We start from the raw sequence: 23,781 nt of genomic DNA, 5'->3' as shown, positions 1-23,781 counted from the left end.
TTTATTTTTTAAGAATACATGCCATATTTTGACCAGTATTTTTCATATTTTCTATTCCTTCTAAATCACTTTCAACTTCTCTAGATAATTGACTATAAACCATATTCCAATATGTTGATCCTACAACAATCATTTCATGATTCAAAAAGAAATGATTCATTGCATCTACTGCATTTAAGCCTCCACCACGTCGAAGCGATACAATAGATGCACCTACTTTATATTTCATAGATAGATTCTCTTTATTCATATCTAAAACAACTGCTGCTCGTTCCAATAGATCCTGCATAAATGAAGATATATTTGCCATATAAACTGGTAATCCTAATATCATTCCATCTGCTTCCATCATTTGATTAAATACATCATGAAAATCATCTTGATAAACACAATTTTTTCTACTCTGACAAGCCCAACATGCATGACAAGGATTGATTTTCTTATCATAGAGAATTATTAACTTGGTTTCTATTCCTTCTTTATTTAACTCTTCAAAAATATATTTCATTAATCCTGTTGTATGGCTATCTTTTTTTGCACTTCCATTAATACCTAAAACTTTCATACTCTCTCCCTATCAAAATCTTTTATTTTAAATCTTCACCATTTGATTCATTATACCAATAAAAACTATCTTTTTTATTCTTTTATAAGTTCCTTTACTTTTGTCATTAGCATCTACATTTTTGATTGATTGCTTTTTTAATAATTAATAAGGTATTGAAATTATTATATTGAAATACATGGCTCAATATACTTTTGTATAAAATCTATGCGATCAAATATCGTTGGTTTAAAATATGATGTAACTGCTATAACTATATTTTCCGACGGATTTACATATATAACATTCCCGCTATTTCCTATGGCCGCAAAAATATGTTTATTCTCATCTACAATCCACCATAGATACCCATAAGACATATTTCTAAATTCGTCTCCACATCTATAATTTGGTTTTATCATTTCTTCAATCCATTTAGAAGATACAATTTGTTTTCCATTATGAAAGCCTTTATCTAAACAAAGCTGTCCGATTTTCGCCATATCTGTTGCAGAAAAACACAAACCATATCCGGCTGTTCCTATTCCTTTAGGGTCGCAAAACCATATATTTTTTTGTGGGTCTTTACACATAATAAAATGTTTATGTTCTTCGGCAGTTTCAGCTAAATAATTTATATGTTTTTCTACTCCAATGGGTTCAAATAAAAATTCGTTTGCAAAATCAACGACTTTTAGACCACTCGTTTTTGATATAATGCCAGTTAGTATATGTATGCCTAAAGTAGAGTATTTGAATTTTCCAGTCGATCCTTTTCTTCCACCCAGAAAATCTAAAGCTGAAATAGTCCAATCATCACTTGAACAAATTTTAGTCCACGGTTCGTACTTATACTTATAAGGTGCAGTCATAGTCAGTAAATGCTTGATTGTAACTTGTTGAATTGTTTTTTCTCCTCTTTTAATTTTATATTCAGGGAAAAAATCTAATACAGGTTGGTCTATGCTTTTTATAAATCCTTTATCAAGTGCTATTCCTACAAGCAATACCACAACACTTTTTGTTGCAGACATAACATGGCAAGTGTCTATTTTTTTATAATTATTCCATTCATCAGAATAAACCTCTTTACCGTCTTTATAGCATGATATTTGACAGATATTAGGCTGTTTTTCTTTAATAAAATCGTGCAGTTCCTTTTTATTCATAGTATCAATTTCATCTCCATTTCACGTTATTGTATAAGAAATATTCATTCACAAAATATAAATCTTTGATACATTTGCTTATTTCTTTTTTACTGGATAATAAATTTCCGTTACTAGGTCATCTTCATTTGAAGTTTGTGTTGGGTCAGTAATATAAACTTCATAAAGAGGACCATTGTTTTCATAACCGTTTTGTTCTGCCCATTCACATTGTTTCGTATAAACAGATGTCAAATTAGAATATCCACCATGTAGAGTTGTTTTTAAGCATAGTCCCGGACAAAAATCTCTTGTTCCTGTAACAAATTGTTCTACTGGAATAGCGAATTCTGTATCTAATCCAAAAGGAGTAAACTCATCACCATGAAAAAGCACCATAGGTGGAGCATTGACAGTTAATTTGTCATATTGAATTTTCCTTAATATTGAATTAAAGCAACAAGCGTATTGTTCTTCCATTTCAAATTTACAAACCATTTTACGAATAGAAACCAAATACATAACTGGTACTTCAACAAGCTGTACATTAATCTTGTTCAAATAAGACATGATTGATTTTCCTTGTTTCAAAACTGCTATATCCTTATTTAATCGTTCTGTAATTTGTGAATATATCTGTATTTGTTTTTCTAATTTTTTCTTTTTCTTATAAAGTTCTAAACATAATTTTTCATTTGGTATTTCTTCTGATGTAATAATCGTTCTAATTTCTTCCAAAGAAAAATTATATTGTTTTAGGCGGTTAATAAAAAGCATAGTTTCTAACTGTTCAATGGAATAGTATCTATAATTATTCTCTGGATTAATTTTGCTGGGTTTTATCAGTCCGATTTCATCATAGTAACGAAGCGTTTTTGTAGAAACTTTACATATCTTCGAAAATTCACCTATAGATAACATAAATCTACCCCTCTCAACTTGCTTCCATATTTATGTTACACCTTCCTGTAAGGGGAAAGTCAATGCGTTAATTCTATGCGCAATACCTTACTTACACCTAAAATAACATGATAAGAAATGAATTCCAACTATTTAATAGGTTATTTAAAAGGCTTGTATACCACTAGAAAAGTAAAGTGCAGCCTTTTTCATTTATCCTATAATCTTCCAGTTTCTATCCTTATAAAGGGTCAGTTCGTATTGATTTAATTAGTGAATTTATTATAAATAATCCTTTCATTTTTTTGGCTAATTCAAGAAAATTATTGACAACCTTGTGATTATCATCTATATTATAGGTGTAAGGTAGTTAGTTACTCCACCAACAAACTATAAAGGGGTGATGTTCGTTGAATATAAATACTAATATAGAAAAACCTATATTCATTCAGATTGCAGAGCAGTTAGAGGATTCAATATTCACAGGAATATATCCAGAGGAAACGAAAATTCCTTCAACAAATGAGTTTTCTACATTGTTGAATATCAATCCACATACTGTTTTGAAAGGAATGAATTTACTTGTTGATGATGAAATCATTTATAAGAAAAGGGGTTTAGGAATGTTTGTAAAAGAAGGAGCAGTTGAAAAAATACGTCAGAAAAGACAAGGACAATTTTATGATCAGTTTATAGCAACCCTAATAGAAGAAGCGAACAAACTGAATATGACTAAAAATGAGATTATTACACTCATAGAAAGGGGTTATGACAATGAAAGCAATTCAAATTAAGAATGTTACAAAACAGTATAAAGATGTTATCGCACTTGATAATGTTTCCTTTTCATTTGAATATGGAAAAATCTACGGATTTTTAGGAAGAAATGGAGCTGGAAAATCTACACTAATCAATATTATTGCCAATCGTATTTTTGCTGATAGTGGAGAAGTTCTTATTGATGATATTCCAGCAAAAGAAAACATGAAAATCCATGATAAGATCTTCTGTATGAGTGAAGCGGATTTATATGATACTAACTTAAAAATCAAAGATCTATTTAAATGGACCGATCGCTTTTATGATGATTTTGATAAGGAAAAGGCTATGAAAATAGCAAACAAATTTAATCTTAATATTAATAAGAAATTCAAGGCATTATCAAAAGGATATCAGTCTATCTTCAAATTAACAGTTGCTTTATCTTTGAATGTTCCTTATGTTATTTATGATGAACCGGTTCTCGGTTTGGATGCGAATCATAGAGAATTGTTTTATGACTTGTTATTAAAAGACTATGAAAATAGCGAGAGAACTATCATTATAGCGACACATCTTATTGAAGAAGTAGCTAATATCATTGAGGAAGTCGTATTAATTGATAAAGGAAAGGTACTTCTTCAAAATAATGTCAATTCATTATTGGAAACAGGATTTAGTGTATCAGGACTTGCACACGAGGTAGATGCTTATTGTGCTGATAAAAATGTTATCGGATACGATGAATTAAGTAACCTTAAAATTGCATATGTATTAGATGAAAAAACTCCTCTTCCTAAAACAGCTAATTTATCACTATCTGCCATGAATTTACAAAAACTGTTTGTCAAATTGACCGAGAAAGGAGACCAATAATATGAAAAATCTTAAATCTATTATTCAATATGAATGTATGACATCATTTAAGTATATCTGGATCTTCTATGCTATACAGTATGCTATCGTTGGATTAATTACAATTACTATCGGATTGATAATGGGTACCTTTGAAGATGTAGGCACTAATTGTTTAGAGATAAATACTTTGATTTATGTATGCGTATTAGGAGTTCTAGGATTTAATGAAGATTTTAAAATGCTGATTCAAAATGGTTTTACTCGTAAATATATATATATTGCAACTATTGCAATGTTCTGCTTTATTTCTGGAATAATGGCACTCGTTGATACGGTGGTTGGTAACATGATGCATTTAATCAATAATAATTATTCGTCATTATATGGAGCTTTATATGGGTATGATAACTTGTTTATGAATTGGCTATGGTTATTTCTTTTCTACGTAGCATTTTGTAGTTTACTTTATTTGATTGTTCTTGTAATCAACAGAGTAGGAAAGAATATTTCAATATATTTAGGTGTTGTTTTTGGCGGGGTTATCTTATTGATTATTGCATTGTTCAGATATGTATTCTCTGCTGAATTGGTTAGGGATATTGTAGAATTTTTGATGCAAGCAATGGGCTTTATGACTGATGGAACAATTAATTATATATTCCCTGCTCTAACATTATTTGTAATTGTAGCAATATTAGGAATTGGTTCTTATGCAGTTATTCGTCGTACAGAATTAAAATAATTTAGAACATTATAATAATTCTAATGTATTTTATTGAAAACCTTGTTGATGATAAGGGGATAGTAACAATGAAAAAAGAATTAACAGTAGAACAAAAAAGACTAGATACAGATATTTGGATCATAGCGGTGATAACATTAGCGGGATTTATCTTATTTATGTCATTAAGTAAATATCTTAACGACTTTATTAATAACGATGAAATTCATATTTTACTTCGTACTATAGTAACTGGATTAATGCAGTTTTCAATTGCAGGTCTAGGTAGTTCAATCGTATGTATAATTCGTAAAGATACATTTGCAAAAATGGGACTTAGGAAAAAGGGTGCACTAAAAGCTATTATCGAATCTGTACTGTTCTTTATACCATATGTCATTTATCTACTTATTTCCAGACAGTTTGATGGATATATGCCACTTTCTGTTTTAATAACTGATAATATACTTGCAAGCAATATTGTTTATAAAGCATTAGGATTAATTATGGTTGGAACTTTTTGGGGATTTTTTGAAGGATTTAATTATTATATTGTCAGTAGAGTAATCAATCAAAGATATCCTAGCAAAATTAATCTTGGAGCTATAATATGTGCATTTATCTGTATCTTATTTCATCCATTTAGTACATCATTCTGGGGGATACTTGAAATGATTGTAACTTTCATATTTATCTATGGTATGGTAAGCTGTGTAGATAAAAATAAAAATGCTTGGGGCTGTGTCTTTGCATTCATATTTCTATGGAACGCTTTTTAAGATAATATGGGTAAAAAAAATGAAAGTCATGACTGATGTGCATAATTCATTTTGTTGAGTTCAGATCATGATTTTTTATTATAATATAAGATATGAAAAGAATTTTTAAATTGATGTATATTAATAAACGATTAACCTAAAAATGAGTTCACTATCACTTGATAATGAACTCGTTTTTTCTATTTCAAATAAGTATTCATAAAGTCAGCTATTTTATCAAATGGAATGATGTCCATCTGATCATACAAATCCGTATGCACTGCATCAGGAATAATCATCAATTCCTTATTATCAGGACATGGATTATGATTCATCATAGCTTGATAAGCATCTTGACTCATATAACAAGAATGGGCTTTTTCACCGTGAATAATCAATACGGCGTTTCTAATTTCATTTGTGTATTGTAGAATAGGTTGATTTAAAAATGACATTGTCCCAATTACATTCCATCCATCATTAGAATTTAATGAACGTTTATGATATCCACGTTGTGTTTTATAATAATCATAATAATCTTTTACATAAAATGGAGCATCTTCAGGTAATGGATCAATAACCCCACCAGCTCTTTGATATGTCCCTGATTTATAATCTTTGATTCTTTGTGCATTATAGTTAAGACGTAACTGATATCTTTCTTTTTCACTATCATTAGCGTCAAAATATCCTTTTGAACCCACTCTTGACATATCATACATTGTTGAAGCGACTGTAGCTTTGACTCTTGTATCAATAGATGCAGTATTTAAAGCCAGTCCACCCCAACCACAAATACCAATAATACCAATTTTATCAGAATCAACATTCTTTTGAACAGATAAGAAATCTACAGCGGCCTGAAAATCTTCTGTATTGATATCTGGTGAAGCCATATATCTTGGTGTTCCACCACTTTCACCTGTATATGATGGGTCAAAAGCTATCGTTAAAAATCCTCTTTTTGCCATTTCTTGAGCATATAGACCAGAAGCCTGTTCCTTCACTGCACCAAATGGTCCACACACTGCAATAGCCGATAATTTTCCTTCATATGTTTTCGGTTCATATAAATCAGCAGCTAAAGTGATTCCATAACGATTATGAAACGTTACTTTACGATGATTCACTTCCTCACTTTTTGGGAATGTTTTATCCCATTCTTTAACTAAATTTAATTTTTCTTCCATTTCTTCTTCCTCCATTAATACCAATCATGTTTTTCATTACGATTCAAAGCTTCTATTTTTTTCATTTCATCTTCTGTTAATTTAAAATGATAAATCTCTGTATTCTCTTGAATATGATCAGGATTACTTGAACCCGGTATCACAACGACTTCCCTTTGTAAGTTCCATCTTAATATGACTTGAGCCGCTGTGACATTGTGAGCATCTGCAATAGATACAATGGTTTCATCATTCAATAATTCTTCAGTATGTCCTCTACCACCAAAAGGATACCATCCCTGCATTACAATACCATGACTTTGAATATATGGAACAACATCTAATTCTTGATAATAGGGATGGATTTCATTTTGAACTAAAGCTGGAGTTATATTGACTTGTGGTAAAAAGTCTTCCAATTCTTCAATATAATAATTAGATAAACCAATAGAACGAATTTTTCCCTGTTCCACATAATCCTCCATCACATGATAAGCTTTGACATCTCCATCACCGGGATGATGCAACAACATCATATCTATATAACCAATATTCAATTTTTCTAAAGCTAAATCAATAGCTGCCCGAGGATCATCAAACTGACTTGGATATATCTTTGTGATTACAAAAATATCTTCTCTATTGACTTGAGAATCTCTGATAGCTTTTCCTATTTCTTCTTCATTATGATACATATAAGCTGTATCAATCAGTCTAACACCTGATTGTAAGGCACTCGTTATAGCGTTATAACATTCATCACCCGTTAAACTATATGTTCCTATTCCATTAGTAGGCATATCATAACCACTATTTAATGTCACATATCCATCATCTAAATGAAATTGGTATTGTGTCTGATGAGATTTCACATCAGTTGTCACTTTATTTTCATTGTTTTGACATCCACATAAACATACACATAAGAAAGTCAGTATAATCATTATTTTTTTCATGATTTAATCATACCAATGAAACAATGATTGACCTTGATCCAATGTCTGAATCAAATTCATATCATCATCAGATAATTCAAAATCAAAAACACTCATATTTTCAATCATTCTTTCTTTATGTGATGTCTTAGGAATCACAACAATCCCATTTTGTATTAAATACGTCAAAGCTATTTGAGCAGCACTTTTGCGATATTTCTTTCCAATATTTGTTAATACTGGTTCATGAAAAATATCTTTTCTACCTTCTGTAAAAGATGCCCACGATTCCATTTGTACACCATCTTTTTCCATTCTTTGCTTAAATTTTAACTGTGAATGATAGACATGTGATTCAATTTGATGAACAGCAGGTATCATGCCACAATGTTCAATAAACCAATCATAATGATGTCCTTGAAAATTAGAAATACCAATTGCTCTTACTTTTCCTTGATGGTAGGCTTCTTTCATAGCTTCATACATTTCTAATGATTGTGTGTAAGGCTCATGAATCAGCAATAAATCAATATAATCTGTCTGCAAATCTTTTAACGATTTTTCTATCCCTTGCTTGGCTTTTTGATAGCCTTGACATGAAGATTCAAGCTTTGTTGTAATAAAAATATCCTGTCTTGGTATTCCACTTTCGATAATTGCCTGTCCTACAATGACTTCATTTCCATACATTCTGGCTGTATCAATCAAACGATAACCTACCTGCAATGCCTGAATAATAGTCTGTTTCCCTGCTTCCCCTCTTAAATCCCATGTTCCTAAACCTAATAGAGGCATTGAAATACCATTGTTTAATGTTATAAATCTCATATCCCACCCTCCTTCTCTATTTGAAAAAGCAGATAATCTAAACAATCTATTTCATTTTGATATTTGTGTAAACAATCCAAAAGATATTGACGGTGTTTTTGTAAGTGAAAATCAAGCATATCAATGTTATTCACTTTGATACAATCCATACATGTTTGAATAAGTTCATTCTGACACCCTGCATCTATCAGATTGTCTTTTAGCTCTTTTGATATCTTTTCATCCACTCCATCACCTCCACCATCTTCATTATATAAACAGTCTATAGATATGTAAAATATTTAATATCTATATTTAATTATTCTTATTTTTAATAACTATGTTATAATCATTAAGAGGTGTTTTATTTATGGAAATACGTGTTTTAAGATATTTTTTAGAAGTAGCGAGGGAAAAAAACATATCAAAAGCTGCTGTTCGTCTTCATATTTCTCAACCAACATTATCTAAACAACTAAAAGATTTAGAAGCAGAATTAGGGAAAAAATTATTTGTGCGTAGTAATTACTTTATTAAACTGACAGAAGAAGGGATGATGTTAAGAAAACGTGCTGAAGAAATTTTAGAATTGGTAGATAAAACAACGGATGAATTTAAAGCACTTGATGAAATTAATGGTGGTGATATTCATATTGGTTGTGCTGAATCTAAAGATTTACACTCTTTCTTTCATATATTGCATCAACTCCAAATGCACTATCCTCACATTCGCTTTCATCTTCATAGCAGTGCAACCGATGCTATTGATGAAAGATTGGAACGAGGATTATTAGATTTTGCGATTATTGCGCAAGATGTAGATTCCAGAAAGTATAACTTTTTAAAAATTCCTTCTGCTAACCAATGGGGTATTATTGCTAGAAAAGATATGCCTTTAGCTCAAAAACAGAAAATTCATCTCAATGATTTATTAGATGTTCCTTTAATTTGTTCTCGTCAATCTTTACAGGCTGATTTTCCAAAATGGTTAGGTGATCAACAAGATCAGCTTCATATTATTGCTACATATGATTTAGCCTATAATACATCCATCATGGTTGAAGAAGGTATGGGATATGTTTTAACTTTTAATCATTTAATATATACTGGTCAAGACAGCAATTTATGTTTTCGTCCTCTAGAACCAGTCCTTGAATCACCTATGTATATTGTATGGAAAAAATATCAAGTCTTTTCACCTGTAGCTCAAATATTATTAAATGAACTTAAAAAAAGTTATTTACCAAAGGCATAACCGATTATACTTATGAAGTATTTGTTTTTTTCATCATTTCCCTTTAAAATAATAAATATAAGGAGGAATGAAAGATATGAGTTTTCAAGACAATTTTTTATGGGGAGGAGCAATTGCTGCAAACCAAGCTGAAGGAGCATGGAATGTAGATGGTCGTGGACCAGCCAAAACAGATGTCACAACAGGGGGTTCTGTAAAAGAACCAAGATATGTGACATTTATTGATAAGGATGGAAAACCTGGTAAAGTCATCAATGGTCAACCTATCCCTGAAGGGGCCAAATATGCTGTTTTAGATGATTATTATTACCCTAATCATGATGGTGTTGATTTTTATCATCATTATAAAGAAGATATCGCATTACTTGCTGAAATGGGATTTAAAATGTTTAGACTGTCTATTTCATGGTCACGTTTATATCCTCATGGTGATGAAGAAACACCCAATCCAAAAGGTGTTGAATTTTATCGTTCTGTCTTTTTGGAATGTAAAAAACATGCTATTGAACCATTAGTGACAATCTGGCATTTTGATACACCATTATATTTAGAAGAACATTATGGTGGCTGGAACAATCGTCAGCTTATTGATTTCTATGTGCGTTTTGCGACAACTTGCTTTAAAGAATATCAGGGGTTAGTGAAATACTGGCTCACATTTAATGAAATTAATAACACAATCATGATGTTAAATCTTTTTGGCAATCATGCTGGAGATAAAGAACATCAACAAGGTTATCAACAACTTCATTATCAATTTGTTGCGAGTGCAAAAGCTGTACAAATTGGTCATGAAATTGATCCAAACAATATGATTGGTTGTATGATTTGTGGCATTACATTCTACCCTGGAACATGTGACCCAAAAGATATTATGGTAAATCGTCATATGTGGGAAAAAAGTATTTTCTATTGTGGAGATGTTCAATGTAAAGGAAAATATCCAACATTTGCGAAAAGATTATGGAATGAACATCATGTTCAATTAGATATCACTGAACAAGATTTAGAAGATTTAAAACATGGTTGTGTCGATATGTATACATTCTCTTATTATATGTCTTCTATTGAAACAACACATGAAACAGATGATATGGTTTCTGGTAACTTTGCTGCTGGAGCTAGAAATCCTTATTTAACATATTCTGATTGGGGTTGGGCACAAGATCCTTTAGGTTTACGTTATTATCTTGAAATGATTTATGATCGTTATGAAAAACCACTAATGGTTGTAGAAAATGGATTAGGTGCTTATGATACATTAGAGGAAGATGGAAGCATTCATGATGATTATCGTATTGATTATTTAAGAGATCATATTAAAGAAATGGGAAAAGCAATTGATAATGGTGTTAATTTGATTGGATATACAACTTGGGGATGTATTGATTTAGTATCAGCAGGTACTGGAGAAATGCGTAAACGTTATGGATTTATTTATGTAGATAAAGATGATCAAGGTCATGGAACTTATAATCGTTATCGTAAAGATTCTTTCTACTGGTATAAAAAAGTGATTGAAAGTCATGGAGAAGATTTAGATTAAAGTTAAAAGCGACAAATGTCGCTTTTTTCATTGATATAAATCTGCAATTTCTCCCATATCTTCCAATCTTATATGTGAAGCGTCTATTCTTGGTGATTCTTCATTTTGTTGAGAAAGATTGGCAGGTAGCTGTCCTTCGAGTTGTCCTCTAATACTTTTTGATCTTAATAAGCAAAACTCTTGAAACGTTTCTACACCCAAAAGATAATCTTGATAAGAACAAAATGCAGTTGGGTCTTTTTGCACATAAGAATCTATCATTTTAATTGTATCTTCTACTTTGTTTTGGAAATATCCACTTTCAAAATATTCACTGATCAATTGTTGGAAATATTGATGATATTGTTTGAAATATTCATCATGTTGCATAACATGATGATATAATGGTCTATTCAACATAACTTCTTTAGTATAAGGTGTGTTGATTGGAAAGTTGACATACCTTGTTATATCATTACTAGGATTAGGCATTCCCAGTGAATATGTGCCATATGCCAAATTGTAATCCCAAGGAAGCATTGAAATCATACCATCTTCTTCATATAAATAATAATTATGCCCAGTCGGACCTAAATAACTATCTAAATTCACTACAAAAACCTGTACTACAAAATATCTTAAAACTTCATCTATATTGACAGCTTTTTCAATATTTTGATTATCATCTAAGATTTTTAATGATTGAATTAATCTTTTTTTATCTGCCTCAGTTATCTTAAATTTTGCATTATCAAATAAATTAGGATACGATTCAATATTCTCATCAATATACTGTAACGCTAAATCTCTATTGGGTGCATAAACATCTGTATATCCCGGTTTATAAAGCACACCATGATTTCTTCCATAATTTCTTCTTATAAAAGCTTCTTCTGGTTCTTCGATTGCTAAAAATAATCCCCAATCTTTTTGATTAATTGTCACCCAGACATAACTTGTTAGAGGAGATGGGACTCCCATAAAAGACATCATATCATAAGTTATATAGTTTTTTAAATAGGCATTGTCTTGAAAAGAGCAATCTAATGTAAACTTATCTAAGCCATAATAATGATATCCTGAATCATAATGATCAAATTCTACTTTTAAACTAAAGCGATCCGACCCATAACGATCAATAAGCTCTAATGAGTTATTCCCTTTCACTCTTAAACCTACCATATCAAAGGTTTCACCATCTATCGTTATAGAAGATACATGATATTCTTTGGCTTGTGCCTGATCAAAAAAATTCTGTGGATTATCCAATTGTATATCGATAGTATGGACATAACTTTGATCAAATAACTTAGAAGCATAAGCTGGTAACTGATAAGCTGGTGTTATACCCCAATGTCCCGGTAACATGAAACCAATCGTTATAATAAGACTAAGGATAACAAATATCAAAACAATCCTATCTATATATTTATGTTTAATCATATTAATTCATATAATCTCCATTATAAGAAACCATCACTGTATATAAAACACCTTCCATATCTGAAAGTTCATTAACAAATGATGTTTCTTGATCCTTAAGTCTGACTTCATAATTCAGTTCAATGCAATCTTTTTTGATACTCTTGCTTTTCAGTGAAAAAGCAGATACCTGATTTTGAATAAATTGATAGACATTCTTTTCACTGTCTTGATTTTCACAATGAACAACCAGTATATAAGGTCTTTGGGTATTTTTCTTATGAGAAAAGATATAAAGAATGAGTCCAATCCATAAACTACCAAATACAGCTAAGGGGATTAAACCTGCTGCCAATACAATACCTACCGCTATACTCCAAAACAAAAATGCAATATCCATAGGTTCTTTAACAGCCGTTCTAAATCTCACAATAGATAAAGCACCAACCATTCCTAAAGATAAAACAATATTACTTGTGATGGCAAGAATAACCAATGTGGTAATCATTGTTAAAGCTACAAGTGTTATCGCAAAACTGGAAGTATACATAATTCCACTATATGTTTTTTTATAAATAAAGAAAATAAACATTCCCATCATAAATGCCAATAGCAACGCTATTGACATATCTAACAATGAAACAGCGTGTATATTTTCTAAAAAATTTGAACGAAATATATCTTGAAAAGTCATTTTTATTCTCCTTTACCAATCAATCTGTCGACATTTTGCAAATTTTGAATAGGCTGATGTTTTCTGTGAAAGTCCTTGTATTACCATTTTAACAATATCTGGTAAAAACTCATTATATTTTACTTCAAATACTGCAAAATCATCTACACTTATATTTCTATTATCTAATGACAAAAAGTCATGAATATTTTTATAAGTACACAAGTGTCTATCTATTGTCAATCGTACTTTAGAAACATCATATGTATAAGCTTGTCTTTGATAGGATACAATCACACAAGGTTTTAACAGCTCCCCTTTTAATGCACTATAAAATTCTATCATCAATGGATCATCACTTTTTAATAAAAAATCTATCTTTCCATTTAATATATCTTGAACCTGTTTAACAGTCAATTTCGTAGAACGCTTCGCACATAATCCATTATACTTCAATTTCTTTTCTAAACGTATAAAACTTAAATCATGATTATAATATCGTATTCTAAACTTATGCCTTTGTGATACCCCATTTAACTTTTCTTTTAAAGCTTTATCATCAGGTGTATCAAAATAAAGACTATGAACATCATAATATCCTTCATTCAATGTATAATGATCTTTAGTGAATAATAGATTTAATCTTTGATTTAAAACTTCTGCTTCTAATGGGTTTATGATATGTTTAAGTTCGTGACGATATTGAATAGGTTTATAATTCTTGATCATAAGCATAACCTCTCTATAAATTGAGGAGTTTATTTTCATAAACTCCTACATTTTCACATCAAATGAAACAATTTCACCACTAATAGCATTCACTTGATAATTATAACTGGCATATGCATCCATAAAATTCACATTATATACAAGTTGATTGTTTTTAACATCCAGCTCATCTTCATATGATTTCAAATCATTAAGAGTCACTTGAGCGTGATTTAAAACTTTTGTTCTGACTTCTTCATCACTCAAATAACCACTATGACTTTCTACCCCATCTATTGTAATGGTTTTAAACTGTATATTTTTATAATGAATTAATGTATTTAAATCATTAATGGAAAGATCAACCAAATCAGCAAATTCATAATCCGGACTAACATTTATTAATTTTTTTATTAATGTCACCTTACCTACAGAAATCCCATATTTTTCAGCTAATTCTTCTCGCTCTTTAGAAAACTTGTAATCTTGTGAAACAACAGATGCTTTTAATGAATAACCCGATAAGATATCTTTTACATCAGTTGCAACATCTTGCTTTAATGCCTCTCTTGCTTCTTTATCGCTCCCCTGAACACTTACAAGAACAGAATTTTTAGCCTCTGTAATATAACCATATTTAAACATACTTCCTATAATAGCATTCACAGCCACATCTAAATCTGTATTTTTTAAATCCATTTCATCTAACACAAGCAAAGCATCATCATTATGACAAATCACATCTTCTACACGTCTTTGATGATTGATTTTTAATTCAATACTAGGATTGACTTCAAAAGAAACGGAATAAACATTTTGAGGTTTTGATATCATAAAAGCAAAAATAAGAGTACACGCTAAAGCTAAAAAACTGATTTGATATTTTCTAGGTATCTTTCTTTTTATTTGTTGAACTTCAAGCTGATCAATATATTCAATATCTCGCATAAGTTGTTCTTTTCTTGAAGGCATATGAATATCTTGAAATTCTTTTTTTAACTGATTTTTTATTTCTTTATTTTTCAAGGCTCATTCCTCCAGACTCTTTCTCAATTTTTTTAATGAACGATGATATTTATTCAAAACCGTTGATAACTTTAAATCCATAATCTGTGCTATTTCTTTAAACTTTAATCCTTCAACAACATGTAAGATGATGATTTCACTTTCATCTTGACAAAGTATTTTCATCATCCTTTTTATCATCATCTTATCATGTATTCCATTCATTCCTTCATCAACACCATCAATTTCATAATCAACAACCTGCTCCCTTGATAACTTACGAAGTGACATATAAGTCACATTACGAGAAATCGTAATAATCCATGCTTTCGCATTTCCTTTTGGTTTATACAAATGGACATTGCGATAAACCTGTATAAAAGTATCATGTGTCAAATCTTGTGCATATTCCTTATTATGAACTATACTATAAATATATCTATAAACTTCATCATACATACAATCATAGATTTGTGCCAACACATCTTGATTTTCCTTGAGTTCAACAACTAAATTTTCTAATTTCTTTTCTAACATCACAGATCTCCCCTATGATGTTAATATCCCATTTATCAATCACCACTTTCTTGCATATTTATTTTAAGTTTATATTAAGTTTGCGTTAATTAGTCATCATCGTCATCATCATAGTTTGACTGATTTCCATAATTAGATTGTTCTTGATCATCATAATTTGTGTTATCATAGTTTGTATTGTCATAATTCGTGTTTTTATTTGTCGTTTGTCCAGAGCTTGATGGTTGTGTTGTTGCTGGTTTTGACGTAGATGGTTTACTTGTTGACTGATAATTTGTATTATCATAGTTTGTGTTATCATAATTTGTATTTGATGATTGATTTGTATTTGTTGAGGTATTTGTAGATGGTTTTGTTGTTACCTTTGGTTCTACTTCTCTTTCTACAATACCTTTTGTAGCACTAACTTCATATTCATACTCATTTTGATTATAAGTAAATTCAATATCATAAGTTAATGCTCCGTTTTCTAGATCATAATCTATTTCAAGATTTTTAATTTTATCTTTTGTTAGAGATGCATTTTTTAAAGCAACATTTAAAGCTTCGTCTTGAGAAATATATTGTTTTGTACTAACACTTCCTACCATTTTATGAGTATCTTTTTGTGCATCGTCCTTATTTAAAGACTGGTAAATTAAAATTAAGTCTTGAGCATTCAATTTCACTAAATCTTCTACTTTATAAGTCTTCTTCTCATCATCATTTTCATCTATAATATCTTCAATCAGATTGGCCTTTCCATAAGAAATACTATATTTATTCATTAAAGATTCAATATCATCATCAATATCTATATCTTGAGAATAAATGGCTCCTTCAATAGAATAACTTTTTAATGTTGTATAAATATATTGGCTCAATTCATCTTCCAATGCTACTCTTGCTTTATCATCATCATTTTCAACAGATAATAATACTGTATTTTGATTTGCATTTAAATATCCATTCTTAACCAATGAACCAAGTACTGCATTCATTGCAACATTGGCATCTGCCTGTTTTAAATCCATATCTTCTAGTACCTTTTTAGCATCATCATTAACTGCAATAGCATCAATAACTTTATCTTTTTCATCAAGCTGTAATTGAATACTTGGATTAATATCTAATGTTACTAAACTTGTATAATCCTGTGTTCGGCTACCACTGCCACACCCTGTCATTACTGACAGCATTAATGTACTCACTCCTAATAATTTTATCATTTTCATTTTATTCATATTTTTCTCATCTCCTTCATCTTACTAATGCATGAAAACCTTAATTTATCACAACAAAGAAAAAAAGATTTCAATTTTTTTTGAAATCTTTCAGCCACAGTATTTTTCAAATTCTTCTAGTATCTTGAGTGAACTACTTGTTCCAATACGACTCGCTCCAGCTTCTATCATTGCTTGACATGTTTTCCAATCACGTATTCCTCCAGCTGCTTTAACCTTGACTTCATCTCCAACTGTTTCTTTCATTAAACGTACATCTTCTACTGTTGCTCCTGAAGTACCAAAACCTGTACTCGTTTTGATATAATCTGGCTTCACTTGTTTTGCAATGAGTGCTATATGCTTTATTTCACCTTTTGTCAAATAACAATTTTCAAAAATCACTTTACAAATCCTATTATTTTGATGACAGAGTTGTACAATGCTTTTCATTTCTTTTTCAATATAATCCCAGTCATGCATCTTTGCCTTTCCAACATTAATCACATAATCAATCTCATCAGCTCCATCATCAATAGCCTGTTTTGTTTCAGCTAATTTGATATCTAATGTTGTCTGTCCTAATGGAAATGAAATAGCTGCACCGACATGAATAGAAGTTCCTTTCAGTAATTCTTTACACAACTTTACTGGCTCACTGTTAATTGCTACCATTGCAGCTCCAATATCTTTAGCCTCATCACATAATTTAATAAAATCATCTCTCGAGGCATAAGCCTTTAAAAACGTATGATCAAACATACTAGCGAGTTCTTCTTTTGTCATGTCAAAACCTCCTTATAATATATCATTATATCACTTTTATGATTTTAAATATAGAAAGTTTCTTTGACTAGATTAATATCTTTATATCATATACTGTAAGTATTCTTATTCATATTAAGATTTATTTTCATTTGTAGTATATTATCCTTTTTTTATTATGTACTGATTTATATGAACAATTTCTTCATATCAATAAGCTTAAATATAAAGAAAGCTATTGATAAAAATATCAATAGCTAATCTTCAAAACAATATTAATCTTGAGAATCAGATTTTTTATTTTTCATAACTACAAATAAACATGCAGCTCCTAATAAAGCTATTACAAATACTCCTATAACTTGTTCATCACTAGTTTTCACTTTATCATGAGATGAAGTTGTCCCATTTACTGTTGGTGTAGTAGAAGGTTTTTCTCCAGTTTGTCCTGAATTTCCTTGATTTGGATTATCTTGACCTGGTTTTTCAGGTGTATCTGTACCTGGATTAATTTCATCACTCTTACCTTTAACAGTAACTGTAAATTGAGTTTCAAATTCACCATAATGTACAGTTAAAGTTTGTTCACCAACTTTTGATGAATCAAATCCTGTTACTTCTACTTTATGAGTAATATCAGTCGTTGCACCTGTATCATATTTTGCTATAACTTTTAATCCTGTTAAATCAAGCGTATCTCCAAGTGCATAAACCGTCTTACTTGGCATTTGTTCAATTGCGATACTTTCAATCTTTCCATTTGATACTTCTTGTAATTTAATTTTTGCATTATCAATAGCTAAATCACCATCTGATTTTGCTAAAGATTTAGCAGTAATCACAACTTGAGAAACACCAGTTTCTTGAATATTCAATGGTATTGATTTTTCTGTTAATGTTTCTGAAGCATCTAAAGAAATTGTTTGTTTAGCAATATGATCTCCACTAATGATAAGTGACATAGGTTGTGTTGCCTGATAAGTAAAATCAAAATTATATAAACCTGTTTTTTGAACATTTAATGGTATTGTAATTGTATTTCCATCTTTAATCTTATTGATCAAACGTCCATTACTATAATCACTTCCATTAACCATCTTTAAATATTCATTAGCAACAATATTTTCATGTTTTGAATCTAAAATACCTAATTCTACTTCTAAAACTTTTTCATCTTCAAAATTATCTGGTAAGATCATCGCATTTCTTACAGAATATTGACTAATGACTTCAAGATTATTGTAAGCTTCCATTAAAGCATTAGATAATTTCATCTTTTCATCATCACTCATAGAATCATCATCTACTGCTGCTTTCGCTTTTAAATAAGCTTGATCAAAGGCATCCCAGCTTTCAGCTTTATACCATGATTCACTGATATTTGAAGTTTGTTCTACAGCATCAGCAATTCTCTTATCATTTTCAACAATTAAGATTCTGGCTGTACTTCTCATACCAAGTTGTGCTCCACCTGTTGGTGAGAAAATTTCTACATAAAAATCTTTATTTCCAGTCACATCCAAATTGTCAATTGTTTTTAAAGTTACATATTTTACTTTTTCTCCATCTTTGAATGTGATCGTTTCATTTGTAATATTTTCATAATATTGCCCTTGTACTGCTGTACCTGGAGGTGTTGTAACATTAACAGTAACTTCTCCTGTTGATCCCCCGTTACGTTTAATCTTAACTTTGATAGAGTCTCCTTCAGTGACTTGATATGAATCTGTTTCAATTTCAAATAAACCATTTTCATTCGTACCTAAATAGTAACCATATGCAAAGTTTACAGGTTTTCTATTTGTACCTGTTGTCAATTGAATTGTATGTGTTCCTGCACCTAAAGTTGGAGACTCATACAATATTTGACCTGGTGTTATTTCTCCAGCTGAAGCATTAGCTGAACTTGTATATTTTCCATCAATATAAATATCAAATGAACCATAGTCAGGTCCTTTTGTACCTACTAATGCAAAGTATGTTCCTTCAAATGTATACTTAATATTTGCCCAACCATCAGTTGTTGTATAACTTCCATCTTCTTGTTTTTCCCAACCTGTATTTCCTTGATGGTCATCATCCCAAGAACCTTTATTTAATTCCAATCTTTCATCATCACCATAAACAAATTTTGTATATGCTTCTGGTAAAGGTTGAGTTTTTTCAAAACCATCAGCTGTTTTATAAATACCAACTTCACTAATCATTGGTTCAGCGTAAGATCCTGTAATATTAATTCTAATAGCTTTTGCTTGAACCGGATCAATTCTTAATAATTTTTTAGCTCCAATAGTATGACCATCTTCAAAAGGTAGCCATTGTCCATCTGCAGTTTGATATTCTACTTCAAACTCACTAATTCTTTGTCCCTTTTCAATATATTCTTCAATTGATACAACATCAAATTCTTTCACTTCATCAAATTCAATTTCTAAAGTTCCTGTTTTTTCACCTTTTTCTGTTGTCCAATAAGTATCTTCATCACCATCAATAGTTTTAGCTGGTGAATACTCTTTTGCATTTTCATAAACAGATGAAGCTCCTGCTTTAGAATTTTGTGCTAATAAATTTGTTTTAAATGTATTATCAATTGCATTTTTAAATTCATTTAATCTTGAATAAATACTTCCATCTAAATCACCAGTTTGATTTGGTGGGAAGTTTAACAATAATGGCGATCCATTACCTACTGTTTGGAAATAAATATTTCCTAATTGACTCATTGATTTTGGTAAATCTCCATCATGATAGAACCAACCAGCTGTAATACTGACATCACTTTCTGGTACTGACCAATGATCACCATCAGGAATACCATAAGTAAATCCATCAGCTTCTCTATATCCGTCACCTTTAACTGAATCTACTTTAGCCCAAGTTGTATCACTTGCTTGCCCTTTTTCATTTCCAATCCAGTGAATTCCACCTTCTGTTCCACCACCAAAAATAAGAATACCTGGTTCATTATCTTTGATAGTTTTTAAAATACGTTCTGTATCATATTCTTGAGCATCGCCACCTTCTCCTTTGGCACCATCCATCCACCATTCTGTGAATTTTCCATGATTACCATATTTAGGATTAGTTACGATCTCAGTAATCTGATTAACATAATAATCATTATAATCTAAAGCATCTTTCTCTTTGACTTCTTCCATTGTCATTCCATCAATTGGATTTCCATTTTCATCTAACAATGGATTACCATCTTTATCATAGTATCCATAACTTTCAGCATTTTCGTCCCATGGAGATAAGTATAATCCCATATCCATATCATATTCAGTACAAGCTGCTGAAATTTCTGCTAAAATATCTCCCTTACCATCTTTATATGGTGAATTTTCAATATCATGTTCTGTATATTCACTTGGCCAAATACAGAAACCATCATGATGCTTTGCAGTTACGATGACTTTCTTAAATCCAGCATTTTTCAATGCTTCAACCATTGATTTTGCACTTTCTCCAAAATCTCCTGTAGGATTGAATACAGATGGAGATTCTGTTCCATCTCCCCATTCATTACCCGTAAATGTGTTCACACCAAAATGTATGAATGCAGCTAATTCATCATCGTGATATTGAAGCTGTGCTTCATTTGGTAAAGCTCCCCAGCTTTCTGGTTCAGTAACTGTTTTATCTTCTAAATCAGTGTCATAGACTAAGGCATTTGAAGAGTAAACAGCTGAACCAACAATTGTCATTGCAAGTGTACCTGCTAAAGTACCTTTTAAAATCTTACTTTTATTCATAGTTGTTCCCTTCTCTTTCCTTATTTAACATGTAATGTTGCACACGCTCTTGTATATACGTTATTTTCACCAATAGTAGAATAAACAATTTCATATGTTCCTTCTTTTGAGAAATCAATTTCACTTGTTCTTGTTCTACCATTCCACATTAATTTTTGCCCATCATTGATTGAACAGCTTACATCTAATGCTTTACCATTAGCATCAGTTGCCTTAACATTATCCAATAATGATGATAATTGTGATTCATCACTAATTGTTATGTCTTTTACACCACTAAAAGTTGGTGCTGTCGCATAATATTTGTCAGCAGCTTCTTTTTGAGCAGCTGTCTGGCTATAACTTACATAATCAATAATGAAATCCATAGGGAAATCTGTATCTTCGTTAGGGAAACCAGGCCATGCTCCTCCTGCAGCCAAGTTAAATAATAAGTAATGAGGTTTTTGGAAATAATCTAAATCTGTAATATAAATTGTGCTATAAACATCACCATCAACATACCATTCAATTGTATCAGGATTCCATACAATACCAAATGTATGATAATCATCATTAAAAGTACCTTCTTTTAATGAATAAGTATTTGTTTGAGCTTTGTCACCATTTTCAGTCAATCCATTGTGAATAGTTCCATGAACTGTACTATCACTTGTTCCTGAAACATCAGGATTTGCTCCAATTAATTCCATAATATCAATTTCACCACACATTGGCCATCCAACACCTTGTTTAGAATCAACCAATCCATCTAATGTGAAATCATTTCCTAAAGTCCAGAATGCAGGGAACGCTCCAGCGCCTTTTGGTAATTTAGCTCTCATTTCAATTTTTCCATATAGGAACTCTTTCTTACCAAATGTTGCAATACTTCCTGAGTCATATTTCTTAACAATATCACTACCATCTGCATTGTAGTGCACACGATATTCACCTTTTTCTGTTGCACGTAAATATAATTTCCCATCTTCAACAAAAACATTATCTTTATTAGAAACATAATCTTGAGGTTCAATACCACGTTTATGTCCTAATTGATATGACCATGTACTTGTATCTAAAGTGTCGAAATCATCACGCCATACTTCAGTATACTTTTTATTTTCTTCTTCAGATTCTTCCTCTTTCTTTTCTTCTAAATATTTATCATAAACAGAAGATTCATAAACTCTCATATCACTGATATTAACTGTAGAACTATTGATTCCATCTTTATAAATATCCACATAAATATCAGTACAATTTTGAGTATTAAATGGAATAGTATATTCTTTCCAATCAGTTCCTCCAGTATATCCAATTTCATCACTTGGACTAAATAAATTCGTAGTATCTACCCCATTAACATAAACAGCTGTTCCTGTTCCTTCTGCATTATGTTTTATATAGAATTTAAATAAATAATCTGTATTAGGTTTAAGGCCCTTTGCTACTGCTTTAACTGCAGCCCCAGGAACTTGATCAGGTAACACAAGTCCTATTGCATTTTCTCCATAACCTTCACCTATTGTAATAGGAGCACCACTATTATAATAAAATTTACCTACTTCATATGAATATGTATCTCCACTATTTTGTTGAATATCATCATCAGTAATACTTACCAAATCACTATTTCCAATATAATTCACCAATTTTGTTTTAGATTCTTCTTTTTCCTCATATTCATTATATTCTACTTTTGGCATTAATACAGCCTCATCAACGTAAACACTAGCTTTATAAATGTCACTATCGGTATTTGATTCATCAACCCATTTTAAGACACTTACAGTTATTTTACTATGATTTCCTGAATTAAAAGAAATTTTCTTTTGAGTCCATTCAACTCCTTTCATATTAGTTTCTTTGATACCTTCAATAGCAGTACCATTACCATCTAATACTTGGACAATAGCTTCTCCTTCTGAAAGTGAAGTCTTTACATAGGTACTAAATACATAGTCAGTATTCTTTTCAACATCTACTACCTGTCTAATCCAAGCATTGTTGTTATTAGCTGGTAAAATTCCAGAGCGTTCACTCTCATTGTAGCCAATGTAGCTAACCCCCCCTCCGCTGTTTGAATACCATGATCCAACTTTCATATCGGATGCATTACCCGTGTACTTTCCAATGTCAGCCGATTTGATATTTTCAAAATCGCCATTGGAAATGAGATTGCTAGCAGCATTGACATTCCAGTTTTGTGGAATCATTGTTCCCAACATAGCAAATGTCATTGCTCCAGCGACAAAAACTTTCTTTTTGGTCTTCATACCTTTCTCCTTTCCCGTTTAGTAAAAATATAAAGTTTTTTTATTTCTTTTTACTAAACTTTTTACTATGGTTAGTA

The 23,781-nt window shown here is 30.8% G+C and carries 22 protein-coding genes; 6 read left to right on the top strand and 16 right to left on the bottom strand.

The annotated features are described in order from the left end of the window. Nucleotide 1 precedes the first annotated feature (1 nt). From B5E75_RS10885 to B5E75_RS10875, 3 genes are all read right to left on the bottom strand, one after another. Nucleotides 2-565, bottom strand: coding sequence for a flavodoxin family protein (locus B5E75_RS10885; RefSeq protein WP_087359147.1), 564 nt, complete (start codon nucleotides 563-565; stop codon nucleotides 2-4). A gap of 164 nt (nucleotides 566-729) precedes the next feature. After that, a complete protein-coding gene (locus tag B5E75_RS10880) occupies nucleotides 730-1,713 on the bottom strand; it encodes a serine hydrolase domain-containing protein (RefSeq protein ID WP_087359145.1) in 984 nt (327 codons plus the stop codon). Between the two features lie 78 nt (nucleotides 1,714-1,791). Next, entirely contained in the window at nucleotides 1,792-2,613 is an 822-nt protein-coding gene (locus tag B5E75_RS10875; protein WP_087359143.1) for a MerR family transcriptional regulator, read from the bottom strand. Nucleotides 2,614-3,002: 389 nt separating this feature from the next. Here B5E75_RS10875 and B5E75_RS10870 point away from each other — a divergent pair, with 389 nt between their 5' ends. The 4 genes from B5E75_RS10870 to B5E75_RS10855 all read left to right on the top strand — a co-directional run bounded on the left by B5E75_RS10870 (nucleotide 3,003) and on the right by B5E75_RS10855 (nucleotide 5,709). After that, nucleotides 3,003-3,386: a GntR family transcriptional regulator gene (locus B5E75_RS10870; RefSeq protein ID WP_087359142.1), complete on the top strand. Its 384-nt coding sequence runs from the start codon at nucleotides 3,003-3,005 to the stop codon at nucleotides 3,384-3,386. Further along, nucleotides 3,367-4,227: an ABC transporter ATP-binding protein gene (locus tag B5E75_RS10865; protein WP_087359140.1), complete on the top strand. Its 861-nt coding sequence runs from the start codon at nucleotides 3,367-3,369 to the stop codon at nucleotides 4,225-4,227. The genes B5E75_RS10870 and B5E75_RS10865 overlap by 20 nt, the downstream gene beginning before the upstream one ends. Before the next feature lies 1 nt (nucleotide 4,228). Further along, the gene (locus B5E75_RS10860) at nucleotides 4,229-4,951 is read left to right on the top strand and encodes a hypothetical protein (RefSeq protein ID WP_087359138.1); all 723 of its coding nucleotides are present in this window, start codon (nucleotides 4,229-4,231) and stop codon (nucleotides 4,949-4,951) included. A gap of 68 nt (nucleotides 4,952-5,019) precedes the next feature. Further along, entirely contained in the window at nucleotides 5,020-5,709 is a 690-nt protein-coding gene (locus B5E75_RS10855; RefSeq protein WP_087359136.1) for a hypothetical protein, read from the top strand. Nucleotides 5,710-5,888: 179 nt separating this feature from the next. On the opposite strand, the gene B5E75_RS10850 is transcribed toward B5E75_RS10855, so the two are convergent. The 4 genes from B5E75_RS10850 to B5E75_RS10835 are packed head-to-tail and all read right to left on the bottom strand — an operon-like array spanning nucleotide 5,889 to nucleotide 8,847. Then, nucleotides 5,889-6,878: an alpha/beta hydrolase gene (locus B5E75_RS10850; RefSeq protein WP_087359134.1), complete on the bottom strand. Its 990-nt coding sequence runs from the start codon at nucleotides 6,876-6,878 to the stop codon at nucleotides 5,889-5,891. A gap of 14 nt (nucleotides 6,879-6,892) precedes the next feature. Then, nucleotides 6,893-7,813 carry an aldo/keto reductase gene (locus B5E75_RS10845; RefSeq protein ID WP_087359132.1) on the bottom strand — a complete coding sequence of 307 codons (921 nt, stop codon included), beginning with the start codon at nucleotides 7,811-7,813 and terminating at the stop codon, nucleotides 6,893-6,895. Between the two features lie 3 nt (nucleotides 7,814-7,816). Next, a complete protein-coding gene (locus B5E75_RS10840) occupies nucleotides 7,817-8,620 on the bottom strand; it encodes an aldo/keto reductase (protein WP_087359130.1) in 804 nt (267 codons plus the stop codon). Beyond that, a complete protein-coding gene (locus B5E75_RS10835) occupies nucleotides 8,617-8,847 on the bottom strand; it encodes a hypothetical protein (RefSeq protein WP_087359128.1) in 231 nt (76 codons plus the stop codon). Before B5E75_RS10835 ends, B5E75_RS10840 begins: the two co-directional genes overlap by 4 nt. Before the next feature lie 122 nt (nucleotides 8,848-8,969). Here B5E75_RS10835 and B5E75_RS10830 point away from each other — a divergent pair, with 122 nt between their 5' ends. Together B5E75_RS10830 and B5E75_RS10825 are read left to right on the top strand one after the other, a co-directional pair. Beyond that, a complete protein-coding gene (locus B5E75_RS10830) occupies nucleotides 8,970-9,854 on the top strand; it encodes a LysR family transcriptional regulator (RefSeq protein ID WP_087359126.1) in 885 nt (294 codons plus the stop codon). Between the two features lie 76 nt (nucleotides 9,855-9,930). Next, nucleotides 9,931-11,400 (top strand): family 1 glycosylhydrolase, encoded by a 1,470-nt coding sequence (locus B5E75_RS10825; protein ID WP_087359124.1) that lies wholly within the window; start codon nucleotides 9,931-9,933, stop codon nucleotides 11,398-11,400. Nucleotides 11,401-11,427: 27 nt separating this feature from the next. Here B5E75_RS10825 and B5E75_RS10820 read toward each other — a convergent pair whose 3' ends face one another. From B5E75_RS10820 to B5E75_RS10780, 9 genes are all read right to left on the bottom strand, one after another. Beyond that, nucleotides 11,428-12,822, bottom strand: coding sequence for a CotH kinase family protein (locus B5E75_RS10820; protein WP_087359122.1), 1,395 nt, complete (start codon nucleotides 12,820-12,822; stop codon nucleotides 11,428-11,430). 1 nt (nucleotide 12,823) lies between these two features. Then, a complete protein-coding gene (locus B5E75_RS10815; RefSeq protein ID WP_087359120.1) occupies nucleotides 12,824-13,495 on the bottom strand; it encodes a DUF4956 domain-containing protein in 672 nt (223 codons plus the stop codon). Nucleotides 13,496-13,507: 12 nt separating this feature from the next. After that, on the bottom strand, nucleotides 13,508-14,203 hold the full coding sequence (locus B5E75_RS10810; protein WP_162607685.1) for a polyphosphate polymerase domain-containing protein: 696 nt from the start codon (nucleotides 14,201-14,203) through the stop codon (nucleotides 13,508-13,510). A gap of 45 nt (nucleotides 14,204-14,248) precedes the next feature. Beyond that, complete coding sequence (locus B5E75_RS10805; RefSeq protein ID WP_087359115.1) at nucleotides 14,249-15,208, bottom strand: PepSY domain-containing protein; 960 nt, start codon at nucleotides 15,206-15,208, stop codon at nucleotides 14,249-14,251. 3 nt (nucleotides 15,209-15,211) lie between these two features. Beyond that, complete coding sequence (locus B5E75_RS10800; RefSeq protein ID WP_087359113.1) at nucleotides 15,212-15,724, bottom strand: RNA polymerase sigma factor; 513 nt, start codon at nucleotides 15,722-15,724, stop codon at nucleotides 15,212-15,214. 89 nt (nucleotides 15,725-15,813) lie between these two features. Continuing rightward, entirely contained in the window at nucleotides 15,814-16,947 is a 1,134-nt protein-coding gene (locus B5E75_RS10795) for a PepSY domain-containing protein (RefSeq protein ID WP_087359111.1), read from the bottom strand. A gap of 90 nt (nucleotides 16,948-17,037) precedes the next feature. Further along, nucleotides 17,038-17,712, bottom strand: coding sequence for a deoxyribose-phosphate aldolase (deoC, locus tag B5E75_RS10790; protein WP_087359109.1), 675 nt, complete (start codon nucleotides 17,710-17,712; stop codon nucleotides 17,038-17,040). Nucleotides 17,713-17,966: 254 nt separating this feature from the next. Further along, nucleotides 17,967-21,446, bottom strand: a complete 3,480-nt coding sequence (locus B5E75_RS10785; RefSeq protein ID WP_087359107.1) for an alpha-L-fucosidase — start codon at nucleotides 21,444-21,446, stop codon at nucleotides 17,967-17,969. A 20-nt stretch (nucleotides 21,447-21,466) separates the two neighbouring features. Beyond that, nucleotides 21,467-23,704: a glycoside hydrolase family 16 protein gene (locus B5E75_RS10780; RefSeq protein WP_087359106.1), complete on the bottom strand. Its 2,238-nt coding sequence runs from the start codon at nucleotides 23,702-23,704 to the stop codon at nucleotides 21,467-21,469. Nucleotides 23,705-23,781: the final 77 nt, after the last annotated feature.

This window comes from Massiliimicrobium timonense (assembly GCF_002160865.1).
GTDB lineage: Bacteria > Bacillota_I > Bacilli_A > Erysipelotrichales > Coprobacillaceae > Allocoprobacillus.
The sequence above is the reverse complement of the archived record's forward strand: the minus strand, read 5'-3'. Positions and strand labels throughout refer to the sequence as shown.

Excerpts from the sequence above, each read along its gene's own strand:
- B5E75_RS10885 (WP_087359147.1), bottom strand. The coding sequence starts at position 565 with ATGAAAGTTTTAGGTATTAATGGAAGTGCAAAAAAAGATAGCCATACA.
- B5E75_RS10880 (WP_087359145.1), bottom strand. The coding sequence starts at position 1,713 with ATGAATAAAAAGGAACTGCACGATTTTATTAAAGAAAAACAGCCTAAT.
- B5E75_RS10875 (WP_087359143.1), bottom strand. The coding sequence starts at position 2,613 with ATGTTATCTATAGGTGAATTTTCGAAGATATGTAAAGTTTCTACAAAA.
- B5E75_RS10865 (WP_087359140.1), top strand. The coding sequence starts at position 3,367 with ATGAAAGCAATTCAAATTAAGAATGTTACAAAACAGTATAAAGATGTT.
- B5E75_RS10860 (WP_087359138.1), top strand. The coding sequence starts at position 4,229 with ATGAAAAATCTTAAATCTATTATTCAATATGAATGTATGACATCATTT.
- B5E75_RS10855 (WP_087359136.1), top strand. The coding sequence starts at position 5,020 with ATGAAAAAAGAATTAACAGTAGAACAAAAAAGACTAGATACAGATATT.
- B5E75_RS10850 (WP_087359134.1), bottom strand. The coding sequence starts at position 6,878 with ATGGAAGAAAAATTAAATTTAGTTAAAGAATGGGATAAAACATTCCCA.
- B5E75_RS10845 (WP_087359132.1), bottom strand. The coding sequence starts at position 7,813 with ATGAAAAAAATAATGATTATACTGACTTTCTTATGTGTATGTTTATGT.
- B5E75_RS10840 (WP_087359130.1), bottom strand. The coding sequence starts at position 8,620 with ATGAGATTTATAACATTAAACAATGGTATTTCAATGCCTCTATTAGGT.
- B5E75_RS10830 (WP_087359126.1), top strand. The coding sequence starts at position 8,970 with ATGGAAATACGTGTTTTAAGATATTTTTTAGAAGTAGCGAGGGAAAAA.
- B5E75_RS10825 (WP_087359124.1), top strand. The coding sequence starts at position 9,931 with ATGAGTTTTCAAGACAATTTTTTATGGGGAGGAGCAATTGCTGCAAAC.
- B5E75_RS10820 (WP_087359122.1), bottom strand. The coding sequence starts at position 12,822 with ATGATTAAACATAAATATATAGATAGGATTGTTTTGATATTTGTTATC.
- B5E75_RS10815 (WP_087359120.1), bottom strand. The coding sequence starts at position 13,495 with ATGACTTTTCAAGATATATTTCGTTCAAATTTTTTAGAAAATATACAC.
- B5E75_RS10810 (WP_162607685.1), bottom strand. The coding sequence starts at position 14,203 with ATGATCAAGAATTATAAACCTATTCAATATCGTCACGAACTTAAACAT.
- B5E75_RS10800 (WP_087359113.1), bottom strand. The coding sequence starts at position 15,724 with ATGTTAGAAAAGAAATTAGAAAATTTAGTTGTTGAACTCAAGGAAAAT.
- B5E75_RS10795 (WP_087359111.1), bottom strand. The coding sequence starts at position 16,947 with ATGAATAAAATGAAAATGATAAAATTATTAGGAGTGAGTACATTAATG.
- deoC (WP_087359109.1), bottom strand. The coding sequence starts at position 17,712 with ATGACAAAAGAAGAACTCGCTAGTATGTTTGATCATACGTTTTTAAAG.
- B5E75_RS10785 (WP_087359107.1), bottom strand. The coding sequence starts at position 21,446 with ATGAATAAAAGTAAGATTTTAAAAGGTACTTTAGCAGGTACACTTGCA.
- B5E75_RS10780 (WP_087359106.1), bottom strand. The coding sequence starts at position 23,704 with ATGAAGACCAAAAAGAAAGTTTTTGTCGCTGGAGCAATGACATTTGCT.